Raw genomic sequence first — 16103 nt, 5'->3', positions numbered from 1 at the left:
AGGGGAGGTTGTCATGATCGCAATGAGTTTGGCTACTATGCATCGCCCGGTGCCGTCGCGCTCGCTGGCGCTGTCCGTCTTCGGAGGGCTCGCCTGTGCGCTGGCGATCGGCAAGGCGCTCCCGGTGGCGATGGACACGGTCTCCGGCGTAGTGGCGCCGCTGTGTGCGGCGGCGGCGGCGGAGAGCTCGCCGCTCGACAAAGTCGAACCGATCGGCTCCTACGCGCTGCCCAACGTGCCGGGCAAGCGCGTCACCATCGTACGCGTGGTCTATGGACCCGGGGGATTTTCGCGGCCGCACCGCCACGCGGGCTCGGTAACCGCCTACATCACCAAGGGCGAGATCCGCTCCCAGCTCGGCGGTGGTCCGGTCGAGACGTTCGGCGTCGGCCAGTCCTTCTTCGAACCGCCGGGATCGACGCACATGGTCTCGGCCAACGCCAGCGCCACAGAGCCCGCGGAATTGATCGCGGTGTTCGTGGCGGACGAAGGCGCACAGCTGACGACGTTGCTGGAGTAGCTCGCTTTCGTCGTCCTGAATCTGCGTCCAGCAGACTCAGCGGCCCTCTAGGCCAACTGATCGCCTCAATCATTTCCATGCAGGGGAGAGGCCGTATTCGACCGCTGGAATCGCAAGTGCCCCGATAAGCAATCCGAGCACGCCTGAGATAAGCGCCTCGACCGTCCATTCGATCATGCCGGCAACTGACGGAAGGATGTGCGCGGCCGCCTCGGTTGCGGCATGGACGGTGCGGCCAACCAGAGGCGGGCCGTATTTTTCGAAACCGTGCAGGATGATACCCCCGCCCACCCAGATCATGGCGGCGGTGCCGATCGTGCTCAGGACCGTCAGGAAGCTGGGCATTCCGCGAACGAGCGCGCGTCCCATCAGGCGGATCGCGCTGCCAATGACGGTGGCACCGTCATAGCGTGCGAGGGCCAGGCCCACATCGTCTGCCTTCACGATCAGGGCGACAACGCCGTAGACCCCGACAGTGATGCCGAAGCCGACCAGCGCCAGCACCAGCGCCTGTGTCCAGATGCTGCCCGCCGGGAGGGCTGCCAGCGTGATCGCCATGATCTCAGCCGACAGGATGAAATCCGTCTTGATGGCACTCGCGACCTTCTCGTCCTCGACCGACCGGGCATTCAGCGCAATCGGCTGGACCTGAGATTGGTCCTCGCGCGCATGATGTGGGATTGCGGCTTCGAGCACCTTCTCGGCACCCTCGTAGCAGAGAAAGGCTCCGCCCAGCATGAGCAGCGGCGTGACAGCGGCGGGAAGGAAATAACCAAGCAGCAGAGCAACGGGAAGCAGGATCAGCAACTTGTTGCGGAGCGAGCCGACCGCGATCTTGCCGACGATCGGCAATTCGCGTTTGGCAGCAAAACCGATGACGTAGTTTGGTGTGACGGCTGCGTCATCGATGACCACTCCTGCCGCCTTTGTGCCTGCTTTGGCAGCCTGGCTCGCCACATCGTCGAGTGAGGCTGCTGCCACCTTCGCAATCGCTGCGATGTCGTCGAGCAGACCGATCAGTCCGACACTCATCAACCCCATCCTTCCTGGTTCCAGCCGAAGCTTCGCGCGACAGCGCGCTCTTGCGCGGCTCGACACCGGAACGAGCAAGTCGTCAATTTTCCTCGCCGCTCGATCCTTCGCGCAGGTCCGGCTTGATCACGTCCTCCGGCAGCGCATGGGCCACCGGCTCCGTCGTGACCGCGATCTCCGGGCCGACCTCGCGGCCGCGGGCGCGGATCAGGCGTTCATAGGCCGAGACCAGGGTGACGTAGGGGCTGACCCAGATCCATCCGTCGCGGGTGAACACCTGCACGTCGAAATGCAGATGCATCGACGTGCCGGCCGGATGGTCGAGATAGTTCGAGACCACGCCGATCTTCTCGCCCTCGACGACGAAGCGTCCGTTGAGCACGCCGTCCGTGTTCATCGCCTGCGGGTTCATGTGCATGTAGCGGAAGCGGATGTGCTCGGTCCGGCTGTTGATAGCGAGCGTCGCCGCCTGGTCCTTGGCGCCACGGATCACGATGGCGTCGCGCACGGCAACGACGGCGCGCTGCTTGGGATCGCAGGGCTCGCGGCCCTCGCCGGGCGGTGGGCAATCCGCGGCACGGATATCCTCGCCCTGGTGCCCATAACCGCCTCCGCATTGCCAGACCTCGAAGCTGCGGGACTCGCAGAAATTATCGCGCCAGGGATAGGCGGTCGGACCTTCGCTTTTGTCGCGCTTGCCGTAGGATTGCGAGCGGACGAACGCAGGTGCCTTGTCGAGTGGAAATCGGATCTGGGCATAGGCCATCACGTCGGGATGGCCGGCCTTGTTGCGATAGCCGGTGTTCGGGATGATGTCGCCGCTCGGCCGGTAGCTGAAGTCGGCCGAACGCGCCGCGGGACGATCGATGACGTCGGAAGCAACGTCCGTCAGCGGCCGCATGCGCTGGCCGCCCGCGATCCGCAGCGCTTTCAGGAAGCGCTCGGCAACCGGATAGGCCTCCTTGCAGGCGAGCCGTCGCGGCTTGGCGACGCTGTCGAGGCACTGGACCGACACCACATAGGCGACGCCAAAGCGCGTGAAGGCGTAGCGGACATAACCTTCCCTAATGAACCTGCGCAGGTCCGGAAAGGTTGCCGCGAGCGGCTTGACCGGCTCGCCCTTGCCGCCGGCGGGATCGGCGATGTCATAGATCAGGGCCGAGCCGGAGATCTGCACCTCGACCGGCCTTGCGAAGATTCGGCTCGGCATGCCGTCACCCGCACCGGGCTCGAACGAGAAGCTCGCGCTGTAGCCGGCGGGACCGGCGTCGAACATGTCAACGGAATTGAAATCGGCCTGATAACGCGACAGCGCCAGCGTCGCCGGCGCGCCGCTACGCTGCGCCTCGAGATAGGCTGGGGCGTCGAACGGCAGCAGCACGGGAACGGAGCTGCGGGCGATGCCGGCGAAGAATTGCGAGGAGACCGCGTTGAGCTGCACCAGCGCCGGCATCGCGCGCGGATCGTAACGCGGCACCGAACGGCGGGGCACGAAGATGAAGTCGCCCGCGATCTGGGGGCGGCTGTTGATCTCGCTGCGGAGCTGGTCGAGTGCTGCGCGCCAGTCGACGCGCAGGGCCGTGAGTGAGGGGCTGCGGATTTCGTCCGCGGCGAGCGGAGTGGCGGTGAGGAGCGACAGCGACGCCAGAAGCAGCGAGACGAAGCGGAAACTCTTCCCAACCACTGTCTCGCCCCCTGGCGGCACCTGTTCCTGATCTCCCGCTTAGTCCTTGGCGCGCTCGGAGTAGGAGCCGTCTTCGGTCATCACCACGATGCGAGTGCCGACGGCGATGTGCGGCGGCACGGTGGTTCGCACGCCGTTGGAGAGCACCGCGGGCTTGTAGGAGGACGAGGCCGTCTGGCCCTTGGTCACCGGTTCGGTCTCGACCACTTCCAGCGTCACGCGCTGCGGCAGCGCGAGCGAGACCACGTTGACGTCGTGGGTCGACAGCTTGACCGTCATCTCGGGCTGAAGATAGGCGGCCGCGTCGCCAACCACGTCCTTGGAAACCTGGACCTGGTCGTAGGTCTCGGGGTTCATGAAGTGGTAGCCGTCACCATCTTCATAGAGGAAGGTGAAGTTGCGCTCTTCGATCGTGGCCTTTTCGACCTGGTCGGTGGTCTTGTAGCGCTCGGAGATCTTTACCCCGTCCGAGATTCGGCGCATTTCGATCTGGCTGACCGGCGTGCCCTTGCCGGGATGGATGTTTTCGGCGCTGACGACGACATAGAGCTTGCCGTCTTGCTCGATCACGTTGCCCTTGCGAATAGAACTGGCGATGACTCTCAAAGCTATATTTCCTGCTTGCTTGGCCCGGCTCAGGCCAGGAGGTGGTCAAATCGATGGGGGACCTGGGGCCTCAAATCAGACCTCGGCGCCCGTTTCGGGCCGCAACATACGCATTTTGTCGTTGAATGCCAGCATTTTGCTGGCCTGCCGGGCGGTCGGTTGATGGTTGGGGACAAGCCGATTTCGCCGTTCTGGTCGCGCTCGCGGCATCTGGACCGGCGGCCGTTCCTCCAGGCGCGCGGGGCCATAGCCGGGGCCCTACGGGGCTTTTTCGCCGAGCAGGGGTTTATCGAGGTCGAAACCTCCGTTCTCCAGGTCTCCCCCGGTAACGAGACCCATCTCCACGCGCCCCGGACCGAGATTCTGCAGCCCGACGGCACCCGGGCCAGCCGCTATTTGAGGACCTCCCCGGAATTCGCCTGCAAGAAGCTGCTGGCGGCGGGTGAGGAGCGGATTTTCGAGTTTGCCCGGGTGTTCCGGGACCGCGAGCGCGGTGACCTGCATCTGCCCGAATTCACCATGCTGGAGTGGTACCGGGCAGGCGCCCCCTATGCCGCCATCATGGCCGACACCGTCGTTGTGATCGCCCGTGCAGCCCAGGCGACCGGCATCCGGGCGTTCTCGTTCCGCGGCCGGACCGCCGACCCCTTCGCCGAGCCGGAGCTTTTGACGGTCGCCGGTGCTTTCGAGCGGTTCGCCGGCATCGACCTGCTGTCGACAATTTCGGGCAGCGAGGGTAACCGTGCCGCGCTTGCCGAGGCGGCCGGCGGCAAGGTCCGCGTGGCCGGGGACGACACCTGGTCGGACATCTTCAGCAAGGTCCTGGTTGAGCATGTCGAGCCGAAGCTGGGGCAGGGCCGTTTGACCATTCTGTTCGAATACCCATCTCCAGAAGCGGCACTGGCGCGCGTGAAGGCCGACGATCCCCGGGTCGCCGAGCGGTTCGAGGTCTATGCCTGCGGCGTCGAGCTCGCCAACGGCTTTGGCGAGCTCACCGACGCCGGGGAGCAGCGCAAGCGTTTCACGGAGTCGATGGCGGAGAAGCAGCGACGCTACGGCGAGGCCTATCCGCTGGACGAGGACTTTCTGGCCGCGGTCGCCGAAATGCCGGAGGCGAGCGGCGTCGCGCTCGGCTTCGACCGGCTGGTGATGTTGGCGAGCGGCGCGTCGCGGGTTGATCAGGTGGTGTGGACACCGCCTGCAAATGAAACGTTCAGTGAAGAATGATGAAAACCAATCCTGCACGCACATTGCGCGAGCCGGTCGAACTCGTCGCCGAAGGCCTGGCAACTGCCACGGCGCTGCTCGCGCTGGAGCGCGTCGCCGCGCGCTATGCGGTTGCGATCACGCCGGCGCTGGTCGAGCTGATCGACACGTCGGATCCGGACGACCCGATCGCAAGGCAATTCGTTCCGAGCGCCGCAGAGCTGGAGATGCAGCCGGGCGAGAACGCCGATCCGATCGGCGATCATCCCCACTCGCCGGTTCCCGGAATCGTGCATCGCTATCCCGACCGCGTGCTGTTCAAGCTTGTTCACGTCTGCGCGGTCTATTGCCGTTTCTGCTTTCGCCGCGAGATGGTCGGGCCCGGCAAGGAGAACGCTCTCTCGGACGGCGCCTATCGCGCGGCGATCGACTACATTCGCGCGCACGGCGAGATCTGGGAAGTGATCCTGACCGGCGGCGATCCCCTGATGCTCTCGCCGCGGCGGATGAGCGAAATCATGGCCGACCTGGCCGCGATCGATCATGTCAGGATCATCCGCCTCCACACCCGCGTGCCCGTGGCCGAGCCTGCGCGGATCAGCGACGAGATGGTGGCTGCCTTGAAGGTCGAGGGGGCGACCACCTGGGTGGCGCTGCATGCCAATCATCCACGCGAGCTGGCCGGTCCAGCGCGCGCCGCCTGCGCGCGACTGGTTGATGCCGGGATTCCCATGGTGAGCCAGTCCGTGCTTTTGCGCGGTATCAATGACAACCCGACCGCTTTGTCGGATTTGATGCGAGCTTTCGTCGAATGCCGGATCAAGCCCTATTACCTGCATCACGGCGATCTCGCGCCGGGAACGGCGCATCTGCGCACCACGCTCGCCGAGGGGCAGGCGTTGATGCGGCAGTTGCGCGGGCGATTGTCAGGACTGTGCCAGCCTGACTATGTCATCGACATTCCCGGCGGCGCCGGCAAATCGCCGGTCGGGCCGAATTATGTGGTGGCGGTGCAAAATACCGCAGCGGATGCGCGTGATGCAGATCAGGAAACGCGCTATCGTATCGTGGATTATTGCGGCGACGTTCATCTCTATCCGCCCGAGACCTGAGCGGTGAAAGCGGTGACGCTGGTTTGAGGAATGGAGGAGAGACATGAAGAAGATCATCGTGGCAGCATCGCTCGTGGTCTTGCTCGGCGGCGCGGCGGTCGCGCAGACCGGCAGCAAGGGATCGACGTCAGGCGGGGCCACGTCGGGACAGTCGGCGGGCTCTTTGCCGGCTGCACCCGTCGGTCATCGTCAGCCGCGCGTCGGCGACGTGCCGAATGAGAAGAATCTGAGCGACCCGAACGATCCGCTCAGCAAGGAAAACCAGGCGCTCGACAAGAAGATCAAGAGCATCTGCCGCGGCTGCTAGTCTGCGACGCATTGCGGGCAGGGCACGACAGCTCGCCCCGCCCGCGTTTGCTTTGGCCTTACGCCGTGCGCGACTCGTGCAGACCCGCGCGCTTGGTGTTGCGCCGGATCTCGACCGCGTCAGCGAGCTGATTGAGCACGGTGGCCGTGGTCGCCCAGTCGATGCATCCATCGGTGATGCTCTGGCCGTAGGTGAGCGGCTCGCCCGGCACGACGTCCTGGCGGCCGGCGACGAGGTTGCTCTCGATCATCACGCCCATGATGCGGTTCTCGCCGCCGGAGATCTGACCGGCGATGTCGGCCATGACCAGCGGCTGGTTTTCCGGCTTCTTGCTCGAATTGGCGTGGCTTGCATCCACCATGACCAACGGCGCGACGCCGGATTTCGCCAGATCGTTGCAGGCCGCCGCGACGCTTGCCGAGTCGTAGTTCGGCTTGCTGCCGCCGCGCAGGATGATGTGGCAGTCCTCGTTGCCCGCGGTGGAGGCGATCGCCGAGCGACCGAGCTTGGTCACCGCCATGAAATGATGCGGGTGCGAGGCCGACTTCACTGCATCCGCCGCGATGCGGACGTTGCCGTCGGTGCCGTTCTTGAAGCCGACCGGGCAGGACAGCCCCGAGGCGAGCTCGCGATGGATCTGGCTCTCGGTCGTGCGCGCGCCGATCGCGGCCCAGGACACGAGGTCGGCGATGTATTGCGGCGTCGTCATGTCCAGGAATTCCGTGCCGGCGGGCAGGCCGAGATTGTTCACCGCCGACAGCACGTTGCGCGCCAGCCGCAGCCCCTTGTTGATGTCGAAGCTGCCGTCCAGATCGGGGTCGTTGATCAGGCCCTTCCAGCCGACGGTGGTGCGCGGCTTCTCGAAATAGACCCGCATCACGATCTCGAGCTGATCGGCGAGGTCTTCGCGCAAGGCAGCGAGGTGCTCGGCATACTCGAGCGCAGCCTTGGGATCGTGCACCGAGCAGGGGCCGACCACGACCAGCAGGCGGTCGTCCTGCCCGTTGAGGATGGCATGGATGGCGTTGCGCGCCGCCATCACCACGCGGGTGGCGGTGAGGGTGCGCGGGACTTCCCGCATCACCTCTTCGGGCGTGCTCAGCTCTTTCAGTTCGCGGATACGAAGATCGTCGGTCGTGCTCAGCACGGCGGGCTCCTGTTTGTTTCGAACCTGCCGGCCAATAAAAAAGCCGCCAGGTCTGGCGGCTTGTTCGGACGTTTGCTGCAATTTTTCAGATTGAGCGCGATCCCCCTGCCGCCAGCGAGCTGTCGTAGCTAAAGTACCAATAAAAGCTGGTGGCGACGGTGATCATGGAAGGACATATAGCGCGCCGCCGGCGGGTTGTCACCCCCCAAAACGGCGTCGGAGCGCCGAGGCGTCTCAGGTGTTGCCGTTGCGTGCTGCCAGCGCCATGCCGATCAGGGTGGAGCCGCCGAACAGCAAATTGATACCGACGAGGACGCCGATCGCCCATTCAGCCGAGCTCGGCAGCCCCGTGATCACCATGAACGAGATCGCGATGTCGAGCAGGCCCGAGATCAGCAGCCACGACCAGCGGCCGCTCAGTTCGCGGCGGTGCTCGAGCGCGTACATGATGGTGGCGATGCCCTCGGCGAGGAAGTAGGCGCCCAGCACGATGGTGAGCGTCAGCACGGCCTGCATCGGCCGGGCCAGCAGGAGTGCGCCGGCAAGCACGGCCAGCGCAGCCGAAATCAGCGACCACCAGAAGCCCGGCGTGCTGCGCGCCCAGTAGGTCACGATCAGGCCACCGATGCCGCTGATCAGGAACATCCAGCCGAGGAAGATCGCAATGGCGAGGCTTGCGAGAGGCGGCAGGACCAGCGCGGCGACGCCGAGAACGACGAGCAGGATGCCTTCGAACAGGAAGGCCTTCCAATGCGCTTTCACCGTCTGGGTCATCGCGGATTGGAGCTGGGAAAGATCCTCAGGCGATGTCATCGGCAGGCTCCAGATCAGAAATCGAAAGGCGTGTGCTCTATATAGTACGTGCAGAGCGCGCTTGCCATCCCCCGCGGCTCAGCCGCCGCCGTGCGCCGACGAAAAACCCTCGCCAGTGGTGCGAATTCGGTTGCGGCCGAGAACATAGATCGCGGTCGTGACAATCAGGAGCGCGAGGCCGAGCAGGATCGAGACGAAACCGATCGGGATCAGGGCCAGCGTCAGATTGCGCTCGGGGTTGATCAGCCAGTGGTGGATCGAGGTCAGCACGAAGGCAAGGCCGAGAAAGCCGACACCGCCACCGGCAAGCAGCAGCGCCCACATCCGGCGCAACTGGCTGAGCCGTTCGCGTGCGACGTCGGTCCGGGGCGCGTGGTGGCGCGCGACGCGGCGAACCAGGCGGATGGCGAAGGCGATCGCGCCGAAGCCGATCAGGAGGCTGGCGGCGCCCAGCCACATCCGCAAGGTAGGATCGAGATCCGGCATGCGCTGAAGGGCGAGCAGCGGGAAGTCGAAGGCCGAATGCAGCGCCAGCGGACCGCCCAGCATCAGGAGGCGGCTGGAGAGGCGGGCCCAATCGCGGTTGTGGCGGTTCGCCCCTAGCGCCGTACCGGCGCGCGCGATGGTGAGGTAAGCGCCGGCGATGATGCCGAGCGCGCCGTGGAACGGCACGGTCAGCACGCTGCGCAAGGCGGCCAGCGAGCGCCACATCTCGGCATGCTGCACCAGGTAGGCGAGGTTTTCGTAAGCGGCGAAGCCGAGGCCAACCGCGGCGCCATAGACCACGGTGTCCATCGGATTGGCAAAGGTCCGCCGCTTGGTCGAGGCGACCAGCACTATGGCGATCACCTTCACGGCTTCCTCCGGCAGCGCGACGCCGAAGATCGAATGCATGGCCAGCGCCGCCCAGGGATCGTCGGGGGCTGCGACCATTTTGGCGAAGGGCGCGCGGGCAAGGCCCAGCAGCGATATGCTGGCCGCGCCGAGCAGGAACGCGGTCCAGACCTGGGCCGGCGGTCCCGGACGCTCTTCGGCGGCAATGACGAGCCACAGCATCAGCAGCGCCGGGGCGATGGCGGCAGTTCCGATGACGGTTGGCAACGCTTCAATCAGGTACATCGGCGCCGAAAATAGGTTCCCTTGATCGGGTTAGCTACGTCTTGCGATGCGACCATGTGTCGTGCGCCGGCTGTCGCTTCGCTGAACAAGCGCGGCAGCCGGCATTCACCAGAACCGCCATTGAACGTGCAAAATGCGAGCACAATCAATTGTATGACAGAGCCACTTCGTCATCGATGGCAACGGTCATGCCGCTGCCAAGGGATTGCGATTGGTTAGTCAGATCAAGGAAATGCGCAGGTTTCTTCGATTCAGGATGCACGCAGCCCGACGCCGAGTCCAGAGGCCGGATTGCCTCCGCTCGGACAACGCGCGGACGGGACGATCGGTCTAGTCACGCTTCGTTGTGTGCCTGCGCGGCGGTGACGTGATCCGGCGGGCACGCACCCGCTCAAGCTCCCAGAAGGCGCGCACGAGGCACGTGCCGAGGCAGAAGACGATGAGCAGCAGCAGGAAGGCCTGGTCGACGGCTGGGATCTGGATCATGGCGTTGATCAAGCAACGCCTATGCCACTTGTTCCCGCTGCGGTCTGCGCTGTACGCAGCCGCACCTTCCGCAAGGCGCGGCTTGCCCAGGGCGAATCGTGCTCCCTGGGAGGCGCGTGTGATCGAGGATTTCCGCTCGTCAGTGTGTGGTGAACGGCGGCGGCATGTCGGGCGCGATGTCGAAGGCGCCGAGATGGAATTCCCCGCCGATGGACTGGTCCGGCTCTGGATGCTGCGCAAGCAGCGTGAAGGCGGCTTGCGGATATTGCTTCCAGATATCGAGATCACCGGCGGTGATGGTCAACCAGCCGAACGTGTACATGTAGCGCCCGGGCTCGGCGACCCGGCCGACCCTGTCCCAGGTGATCTTATCGAGCGTGATCTTGTCGACTGCCATTCGGTCCCCCGATCGCAAGTCTGCCAATGACGTCCGGCACGAGGCACAGACCACCAAAAGCTGATCCCGCAATGGGGCCGCGATAGGGCAGCGATGCGGAGGCAGGACGGCCGGACGACGGCCTCCGCCTGTCGCCTTAGCGCGCCGTCGTGGCCGCCTGTGCTTCCGCTTCGGACGCCAGCTCCAGTTGGCGGTGCGAGGCGTGGAAGACGTCGTGGACGAGACCGATCTTCTCCATGCCCAGAATGATCAGGCCGTTGAGATCGATCTCCCACCAGGCGTGCGAGATATAGGCGTCCCGCGGGAAGCGGTGATGGTTGTTGTGAAGGCCCTCGCCGAAGGTGAGGATCGTGGTCACGAACTCGTTGGTCGAGGCGTCGTCGACCTCGAAGCGGCGGTAGCCGTAGGCGTGGCAGACCGAGCCGGTGAGCTGGCTGGTGAGGATCAGCAGGTAGGCGCGGAGCAGGCCGGAGAACAGCACGCAGCCGATCATGCTGTGCACGCCGCCGAAGACGTAGCCGACCACGCCTGGAATGAAGACGGCCGACATCCCGTACCAGACCCAGCGCGTGCGCACGAAGAACATCGCGATCGGATCGGCGAGGATGTCCTTGGCGTAGTATTCGTTATCGGTGGTCGCCTGGTCGAACACCCAGCTGCCCTGGGCGTGCAAAAAGCCCTTCAATGCGCTGACATAGCGATTGCCGAAGCCGTCGAATTGCGGGCTGTGGGGATCGCCGACGTCATCGGCATAGAGGTGGTGGCGGCGGTGGTTGGCGACCCATTTCGCGATCGAGCCCTGAATCGCCATCTGGGCGATGGCGCAGAAGAACACGCGCATGATCGGACCGGTGCGGAAGCTGCGATGGACGAACAGGCGGTGCATGCCGGCACCGATGCCGAACGTGGTCAGCGCGAACATCCAGACGAACGTGAACAGCTCCACCTTGCCGACGCCTTGCGTGACGGCCCAGATGATGCCCGCGACGGCGCCGACATAGAGAATGCCGAGCAACAGATAGCTCTCGCGCAGCTTGGCTTCGACGACCGGTCCCTCGGTGACGACGCCGGGCGGAAGCTGCGGCTTGGTGGCGGGGGTGGTGCTTCGGGCGATCTCGGCCGCGGCGAACTCAGCGATGGACATTCCGGGACTTCCAATACTCGGGGCCCGCAATGATTGCGGACATGCTGGGGCACACCCTATCGCGCAGGGGCCGCCACCTCCAGTATTTAGTTAAAGAAGAGTTAAAATCCGGCCGCGCCGGCTCAGGCCGACTGCGCCAGGGGAGAGCGCACGATCAGGCGGTCGAGGCTGTCCCGCGGCTGCTGTTCGGCGAATTTGACCGCAAAGCCGCTGTCGAATTTGCGGATGACGCGCCCGACGCAGGCGCCGACCGCGAGCGGGGTTCCGACCGGCGGATCGTATTCGCAGGATATGGCGACGCCCGCCGTGGAGACGTCGATGATGAAACAGGGGTGGGTGCTGCCGTCGGCAAGCGTCAAGAAGGTGTGCGAGGCCTGCGGAACGAAGCGTGCATCATGCCGCAGCTCCTTGATGCTGTCGTCCTTTTGCTTTTTCTCGAGCCAGGTCAGCTTTTCCGACATCCAGGCCCGCCGCGCCCGCGTCATGTCGAGTTCCATCAGGAAGCCCGCTTTCAGCGTCGCGCTGATGGTGCACTGGAACTCGCCGAAGTCCTGGAAATAGGAGGTCACGCGCTCGCCGATCTTGCCGACGACCGGCACGTCTACGATCATGCGGAACGGCGAGACGCGCTTGGTGCGGCAGGCGAAGGTGCGCAGCTTGCCTTCGCAGTCGTACCAGCGCGGTAGCGAGTAGCTGCCGCTCACGGCGACTTCCACTGCACGCTGCCTGAGGAATTCTGCGACGGACATTGGGCGCCAATCGTGTTTCGGATGATTTCCGTAGAAACACGTAGCGGCCAACGTCTAAGCAAACGATACGCCGATCAAATAGCAGGGGTAAATTTTCAGTTAATGGGCGGGCCGGTAGTGTTCCGGAGTTCGCGGCACGGCGCCCCCCGCGCAAGCTGACAAGCTCGGCATTGCGCGCCGTTCACAGCGATCCGAGCAGCACCAGCAAGCCCAACAGGCCAACGGCGATGAGGAGCTTGATCACCGTCGCGGTGAGGCTTTCCGTTTTGATCTGCACTCCGAACCACGGCAGTGCCGTCCGCATCGCGAGCGCTGCGCACGCTTCGGCGACGGCGAGCACGATGGCGATGCCGGCAATGGTGGACCATGATGTGTCCGGCGGAATCCAGGACGCGAGCCAGGTCGGGACCGAGGGCCTCAACGAGGCCAGCAGCGCGAACCAGGCGAACAGGGAGACGAAGCCCTTGATGATGTCGGGTCCAATCGCATCGGGCTCGAGCTGGATACCGATCGTTCGAAGCGCAGCTTCGATGCGCTCGCCGTTAGTGGAGAAGAGGAAGGCGCCGAGGTAGAGCGGAACGCGCGACTGGACGAGCAGGGCGATGATGCCGAACAGCACCGTGTAGCCGAAGGCATCGCCGAGAATGTTCCTGCCGCCCATGCGGGATGGACCCGTCGCAGTCGCGGCCTGCGGCTGCGGAGCCGATCTTGCGCGCGCCATGTGCTCGAGCATTCTGGCGCGGCGTTCCGGGACATATTGCGCGGCGCGACGTATCCAAGGCGGCGGCGCCGGCGAGGCGGCGCCGGACTGGCCTTCCGGGGTGGACTGTTGCTGCGCCATGGGCCTCTGCCGTTTCCGATCTGACCTTTGTCGGAGGCGAGGGGCGGGGAGGTTCATGTCGGGCGGCAGGTTTCGCCACGTCATCCAAGAGCCGGATGCTGGCGCTCCCTAGCGGAATCGAACCGCTCTCTCCACCGTGAAAGGGTGGCGTCCTAACCGATAGACGAAGGGAGCAAACACAAGGCCCCGCCGCTTTTCGCGGCACGACCGCCGGCCGCCCGAGTCGTGCCGGGGGCTGCAGCGGGCGAACGTATAGTGGCCTTTGGGCCGGTCGGCAAGCCGTTCGGGGCCGGTCTTTTGCACCCCGGTGGATAGCTGCCCCGGGATCATTCGGGAGGTGATTTCAACGGTTTCTTAGGGGTCCCTGAGCTAGCGCTGGAGTGGGAGATCTTAAACCAATGCCACAGCCCAAGAAGCGCGCAGCCCGCAAGCTGCTGTCGCAGCATGCCTGGATCACGCTCGACGGCGGGTTCGCGGCGCGGCATTGCCTGGTCCAGGACATCTCGGCCTCGGGCGCGAAGATCACGATGGACGACGACGCCAGCCAGCTGCCGGGCATCATCCGGATGGCGTTCGCGCGCGACGCGCGGACCGGGCGGAGCTGCCAGGTGGTCTGGCGCCGCGGCAAATCGGCCGGCATCAAGTTCATCTGATCGCGGTAGCCGGAGCCGGATAGCGCGGCGCGCCGGTCCGGGCTAGAACGGCGGCATGCGTGCGCCGCTCCTCATCCTCATCTCGTTGCTAGCCACGTCCGCAGCGGCTGCCGAGGCCTTGCGGCTGCCGGCGCCCGAGCCGCCGCAGGCCGGCAAGACGCTGCCGCTGAAAAGCACAGGCGGCACGGCGAAGGCGGGCGCCTGCGCCTCCTATGGCCGTGGTTACTACATGGTCGAGGGCACCGGCACCTGCGTCAAGATCGGCGGCTCGATCAGCGTCGAGACCACGGTCAGGCGGTAGGCCACATGCCGCCGGATCTGTTGCGGCTCGATCTCGTCGTCCCCGTGCTGATGTCTTGCGCGCTGCTGTGGTGGGTCGGCCGCGGCCTGAGCTGGACCGCGAAGCTCGCCACCGCCGCCGTGACGCTGGTGCTGATCATTTGCGTGCTGCTGGTCGAGCGCGGCTGGGGCTGACACAAAAAGCGCGAAAACAACCCCATGCACAGTAGCCGTCAAGTGCGGGCGCGCCGCAATCCGCGTGCGCCGGCACGACGATTTATCGTGCTCTTACCGCGGCTTGCGCCGCGCCAGGTCGTCACGACATCGGCGGTGCGACGAATTGTGCAAATCCGGCGCGCTTGCCGAGCTCGGCGAGCCAGCGCGTCAGGTTCGGCTGCGCCGGCCGGGTGATCCCCTCGACGCCGAGCCAGCGCCGCGCATAGGAGCCGACGGCGATGTCGGCGAGCGTGAACTGCTCGCCCTCGATGAAGCGGCGCGCGGCGAGCAGGCGCTCGGCGATCGCCCAGACCTCGGCGGCCGCATCGGCATCCTTCTGCACCTGGATCATGTCGCGCTCATTGGGCGCCGTGCGCACGATGCCCCAGAACACCGGGCGATCGACCGGCTGCACCGCCGACAGCGTCCAGTCGAGCCAGCGGTCGACGCTGCTGCGCAGCTTCGGCGCCTCCGGATAGATCGGCGTGCCGCGCCCGTGCGCGAGGCAGAGATAGCGCATGATCGAGTTGGACTCCCACAGCACGAAATCGCCCTCGACCAGCGTCGGGATCCGCGCATTGGGGTTCATCGCAAGATAGTCGGCCTCGCGGGTCTTGCCGTATTGCATGCCGGCGTCGATGCGCTCGAAGGGAAGGCCGAGCTCGGCCAGGCACCACAGCACCTTCTGCACGTTGACCGAATTGGCGCGGCCCCAGATCGTCAGATTGTGGTCCGGCATAAGAGTTCTCCCGCGCGTTTTTCGTTGCCCATCGTGCGCGGGTGATAGCGGAATTTGGCGAGTGCGGCGAGCCGCGATTGCGGCGCGCCCTCATGCAAAAAGCTCCGCCGAAAGGCGGAGCTTTCATTGCAGCGTTGCGCGATGATCAGCGGCCGAAGAACAGCCAGAGCAGCAGGATCACCGGAATCGGCACGCCCAGCATCCACAACAACAAGCCACGTCCCATGTCGTCCTCCTCAATTGCATTTGTCGAGGAGTGAACGCGCCGGGCGGGCGGTGGTTCCTGCCGTAAAAACCCTACCAGTGACCGGTATTGGGCATCGAGGCCCACGGCTCCTGCGGCGGCTTCGGCTCGCCCTTCTGCAGCAGCTCGATCGAGTGCAGGTCGGGCGAGCGGACGAAGGCCATGTTGCCGTCGCGCGGCGGACGGTTGATGGTGACGCCGGCCTTCATCAGCCTGTCGCAGGTGGCGTAGATGTCGTCGACCTCATAGGCGAGATGGCCGAAGAAGCGGTCCTCGCCATAGGCCTCCTCGTCCCAATTGTAGGTGAGCTCGACCAGCGGCGCGCCGCGCGTGTTGGGCTGATCCTTCAACGCGTCGAGATCGTCGGACGAGCACAGGAAGACCAGCGTGAAGCGCCCTTTGTCGTTCTCGATCCGCCGCACCTCCTTCAGCCCGAACGCATCAACATAGAATTTCAGCGCGGCATCGAGATTGCGCACGCGCAGCATGGTGTGGAGGTAACGCATGGGTGGGGCTCCCTTTGATGGACGGAGGGTTTTGCTTTGGGCCGGGATGGCGGCGGAGGAGATAGCAGGAAACGGGGAGGAAGGGCAGGGGCGGCGGCGGAAACAGAGAGGGCATTGGGCAGTCCAAGTGCACCGTCATTGTAAAGCGCCACAAAAGCGCTTCTCCGTCATCCGTAGTCGAAGCGTCTGCCGCGAGTAAGGCAGCCCTCAGAGCTATTTGGTGCGCCGTCACCTAAATTGAGCAAGGAAAATCCGAGCAAAATTTGGGACCGCGCAAATCTTGGTCAAGGAAAGTACGCCAAC

20 protein-coding genes and 1 tRNA gene are annotated in these 16103 nt (G+C 65.0%); 7 read left to right on the top strand and 14 right to left on the bottom strand.

The window, feature by feature from the left end:
- Window positions 1-13: 13 nt before the first annotated feature.
- Window positions 14-520 (top strand): cupin domain-containing protein, encoded by a 507-nt coding sequence (locus tag F8237_RS34120; RefSeq protein WP_151650380.1) that lies wholly within the window; start codon window positions 14-16, stop codon window positions 518-520.
- A gap of 69 nt (window positions 521-589) precedes the next feature.
- Here F8237_RS34120 and F8237_RS34115 read toward each other — a convergent pair whose 3' ends face one another.
- The 3 genes from F8237_RS34115 to efp form a co-directional block, all read right to left on the bottom strand.
- A complete protein-coding gene (locus F8237_RS34115; RefSeq protein ID WP_151650379.1) occupies window positions 590-1552 on the bottom strand; it encodes a DUF808 domain-containing protein in 963 nt (320 codons plus the stop codon).
- An 82-nt stretch (window positions 1553-1634) separates the two neighbouring features.
- Complete coding sequence (locus F8237_RS34110) at window positions 1635-3257, bottom strand: peptidoglycan DD-metalloendopeptidase family protein (RefSeq protein ID WP_151650378.1); 1623 nt, start codon at window positions 3255-3257, stop codon at window positions 1635-1637.
- A gap of 18 nt (window positions 3258-3275) precedes the next feature.
- Entirely contained in the window at window positions 3276-3842 is a 567-nt protein-coding gene (gene efp / locus F8237_RS34105; RefSeq protein WP_015686372.1) for an elongation factor P, read from the bottom strand.
- A gap of 162 nt (window positions 3843-4004) precedes the next feature.
- Between efp and epmA the strand changes: the two genes are divergently transcribed.
- The 3 genes from epmA to F8237_RS34090 are packed head-to-tail and all read left to right on the top strand — an operon-like array spanning window position 4005 to window position 6467.
- Window positions 4005-5069 (top strand): EF-P lysine aminoacylase EpmA, encoded by a 1065-nt coding sequence (epmA, locus tag F8237_RS34100; RefSeq protein ID WP_151650377.1) that lies wholly within the window; start codon window positions 4005-4007, stop codon window positions 5067-5069.
- The gene (locus F8237_RS34095; protein ID WP_151650376.1) at window positions 5066-6160 is read left to right on the top strand and encodes a lysine-2,3-aminomutase-like protein; all 1095 of its coding nucleotides are present in this window, start codon (window positions 5066-5068) and stop codon (window positions 6158-6160) included. The genes epmA and F8237_RS34095 overlap by 4 nt, the downstream gene beginning before the upstream one ends.
- 43 nt (window positions 6161-6203) lie before the next feature.
- Window positions 6204-6467, top strand: a complete 264-nt coding sequence (locus tag F8237_RS34090) for a hypothetical protein (protein WP_151650375.1) — start codon at window positions 6204-6206, stop codon at window positions 6465-6467.
- A gap of 58 nt (window positions 6468-6525) precedes the next feature.
- On the opposite strand, the gene F8237_RS34085 is transcribed toward F8237_RS34090, so the two are convergent.
- From F8237_RS34085 to F8237_RS34050, 9 genes are all read right to left on the bottom strand, one after another.
- The gene (locus tag F8237_RS34085; RefSeq protein ID WP_151650374.1) at window positions 6526-7614 is read right to left on the bottom strand and encodes a 3-deoxy-7-phosphoheptulonate synthase; all 1089 of its coding nucleotides are present in this window, start codon (window positions 7612-7614) and stop codon (window positions 6526-6528) included.
- A 234-nt stretch (window positions 7615-7848) separates the two neighbouring features.
- Window positions 7849-8427 (bottom strand): HdeD family acid-resistance protein, encoded by a 579-nt coding sequence (locus F8237_RS34080; protein ID WP_151650373.1) that lies wholly within the window; start codon window positions 8425-8427, stop codon window positions 7849-7851.
- 78 nt (window positions 8428-8505) lie between these two features.
- A complete protein-coding gene (locus F8237_RS34075) occupies window positions 8506-9546 on the bottom strand; it encodes a PrsW family glutamic-type intramembrane protease (protein ID WP_151650372.1) in 1041 nt (346 codons plus the stop codon).
- 330 nt (window positions 9547-9876) lie between these two features.
- A complete protein-coding gene (locus F8237_RS36590; RefSeq protein WP_167527509.1) occupies window positions 9877-10032 on the bottom strand; it encodes a hypothetical protein in 156 nt (51 codons plus the stop codon).
- Window positions 10033-10171: 139 nt separating this feature from the next.
- On the bottom strand, window positions 10172-10429 hold the full coding sequence (locus F8237_RS34070; RefSeq protein WP_151650371.1) for a hypothetical protein: 258 nt from the start codon (window positions 10427-10429) through the stop codon (window positions 10172-10174).
- Window positions 10430-10565: 136 nt separating this feature from the next.
- Window positions 10566-11573, bottom strand: coding sequence for an acyl-CoA desaturase (locus tag F8237_RS34065; protein ID WP_151650370.1), 1008 nt, complete (start codon window positions 11571-11573; stop codon window positions 10566-10568).
- A gap of 122 nt (window positions 11574-11695) precedes the next feature.
- Window positions 11696-12322, bottom strand: a complete 627-nt coding sequence (locus F8237_RS34060) for a PilZ domain-containing protein (protein ID WP_151650369.1) — start codon at window positions 12320-12322, stop codon at window positions 11696-11698.
- 181 nt (window positions 12323-12503) lie between these two features.
- Window positions 12504-13163 carry a hypothetical protein gene (locus F8237_RS34055; protein ID WP_151650368.1) on the bottom strand — a complete coding sequence of 220 codons (660 nt, stop codon included), beginning with the start codon at window positions 13161-13163 and terminating at the stop codon, window positions 12504-12506.
- Window positions 13164-13262: 99 nt separating this feature from the next.
- Window positions 13263-13337, bottom strand: a tRNA-Glu gene (locus tag F8237_RS34050).
- Between the two features lie 224 nt (window positions 13338-13561).
- On the opposite strand from F8237_RS34050, the gene F8237_RS34045 reads away from it, so the two are divergent.
- Genes F8237_RS34045 through F8237_RS36585 form a run of 3 tightly spaced genes read left to right on the top strand, consistent with a single transcriptional unit; the run spans window position 13562 to window position 14290 of the window.
- Window positions 13562-13816 (top strand): PilZ domain-containing protein, encoded by a 255-nt coding sequence (locus F8237_RS34045; protein ID WP_143845027.1) that lies wholly within the window; start codon window positions 13562-13564, stop codon window positions 13814-13816.
- A 55-nt stretch (window positions 13817-13871) separates the two neighbouring features.
- A complete protein-coding gene (locus F8237_RS34040) occupies window positions 13872-14117 on the top strand; it encodes a porin (protein ID WP_151650367.1) in 246 nt (81 codons plus the stop codon).
- 5 nt (window positions 14118-14122) lie between these two features.
- Complete coding sequence (locus F8237_RS36585; RefSeq protein ID WP_151650366.1) at window positions 14123-14290, top strand: hypothetical protein; 168 nt, start codon at window positions 14123-14125, stop codon at window positions 14288-14290.
- A gap of 121 nt (window positions 14291-14411) precedes the next feature.
- Here F8237_RS36585 and F8237_RS34030 read toward each other — a convergent pair whose 3' ends face one another.
- Window positions 14412-15050 carry a glutathione S-transferase family protein gene (locus F8237_RS34030; protein ID WP_151650365.1) on the bottom strand — a complete coding sequence of 213 codons (639 nt, stop codon included), beginning with the start codon at window positions 15048-15050 and terminating at the stop codon, window positions 14412-14414.
- Between the two features lie 297 nt (window positions 15051-15347).
- Window positions 15348-15800, bottom strand: coding sequence for a VOC family protein (locus F8237_RS34020; RefSeq protein ID WP_151650363.1), 453 nt, complete (start codon window positions 15798-15800; stop codon window positions 15348-15350).
- Window positions 15801-16103 lie beyond the last annotated feature (303 nt).

Source organism: Bradyrhizobium betae, assembly GCF_008932115.1.
GTDB classification, from domain to species: Bacteria; Pseudomonadota; Alphaproteobacteria; order Rhizobiales; family Xanthobacteraceae; genus Bradyrhizobium; species Bradyrhizobium betae.
Note: the sequence above shows the minus strand (reverse complement) of the source record. Positions and strands in the feature narration are given on the sequence as shown.

Bases quoted from the DNA above. Each gene is read 5' to 3' on its own strand.
- F8237_RS34120 (WP_151650380.1), top strand. From the start codon at position 14: ATGATCGCAATGAGTTTGGCTACTATGCATCGCCCGGTGCCGTCGCGC.
- F8237_RS34115 (WP_151650379.1), bottom strand. From the start codon at position 1,552: ATGAGTGTCGGACTGATCGGTCTGCTCGACGACATCGCAGCGATTGCG.
- epmA (WP_151650377.1), top strand. From the start codon at position 4,005: ATGGTTGGGGACAAGCCGATTTCGCCGTTCTGGTCGCGCTCGCGGCAT.
- F8237_RS34095 (WP_151650376.1), top strand. From the start codon at position 5,066: ATGATGAAAACCAATCCTGCACGCACATTGCGCGAGCCGGTCGAACTC.
- F8237_RS34090 (WP_151650375.1), top strand. From the start codon at position 6,204: ATGAAGAAGATCATCGTGGCAGCATCGCTCGTGGTCTTGCTCGGCGGC.
- F8237_RS34080 (WP_151650373.1), bottom strand. From the start codon at position 8,427: ATGACATCGCCTGAGGATCTTTCCCAGCTCCAATCCGCGATGACCCAG.
- F8237_RS34075 (WP_151650372.1), bottom strand. From the start codon at position 9,546: ATGTACCTGATTGAAGCGTTGCCAACCGTCATCGGAACTGCCGCCATC.
- F8237_RS36590 (WP_167527509.1), bottom strand. From the start codon at position 10,032: ATGATCCAGATCCCAGCCGTCGACCAGGCCTTCCTGCTGCTGCTCATC.
- F8237_RS34070 (WP_151650371.1), bottom strand. From the start codon at position 10,429: ATGGCAGTCGACAAGATCACGCTCGATAAGATCACCTGGGACAGGGTC.
- F8237_RS34065 (WP_151650370.1), bottom strand. From the start codon at position 11,573: ATGTCCATCGCTGAGTTCGCCGCGGCCGAGATCGCCCGAAGCACCACC.
- F8237_RS34060 (WP_151650369.1), bottom strand. From the start codon at position 12,322: ATGTCCGTCGCAGAATTCCTCAGGCAGCGTGCAGTGGAAGTCGCCGTG.
- F8237_RS34055 (WP_151650368.1), bottom strand. From the start codon at position 13,163: ATGGCGCAGCAACAGTCCACCCCGGAAGGCCAGTCCGGCGCCGCCTCG.
- F8237_RS34045 (WP_143845027.1), top strand. From the start codon at position 13,562: ATGCCACAGCCCAAGAAGCGCGCAGCCCGCAAGCTGCTGTCGCAGCAT.
- F8237_RS34040 (WP_151650367.1), top strand. From the start codon at position 13,872: ATGCGTGCGCCGCTCCTCATCCTCATCTCGTTGCTAGCCACGTCCGCA.
- F8237_RS36585 (WP_151650366.1), top strand. From the start codon at position 14,123: ATGCCGCCGGATCTGTTGCGGCTCGATCTCGTCGTCCCCGTGCTGATG.
- F8237_RS34030 (WP_151650365.1), bottom strand. From the start codon at position 15,050: ATGCCGGACCACAATCTGACGATCTGGGGCCGCGCCAATTCGGTCAAC.
- F8237_RS34020 (WP_151650363.1), bottom strand. From the start codon at position 15,800: ATGCGTTACCTCCACACCATGCTGCGCGTGCGCAATCTCGATGCCGCG.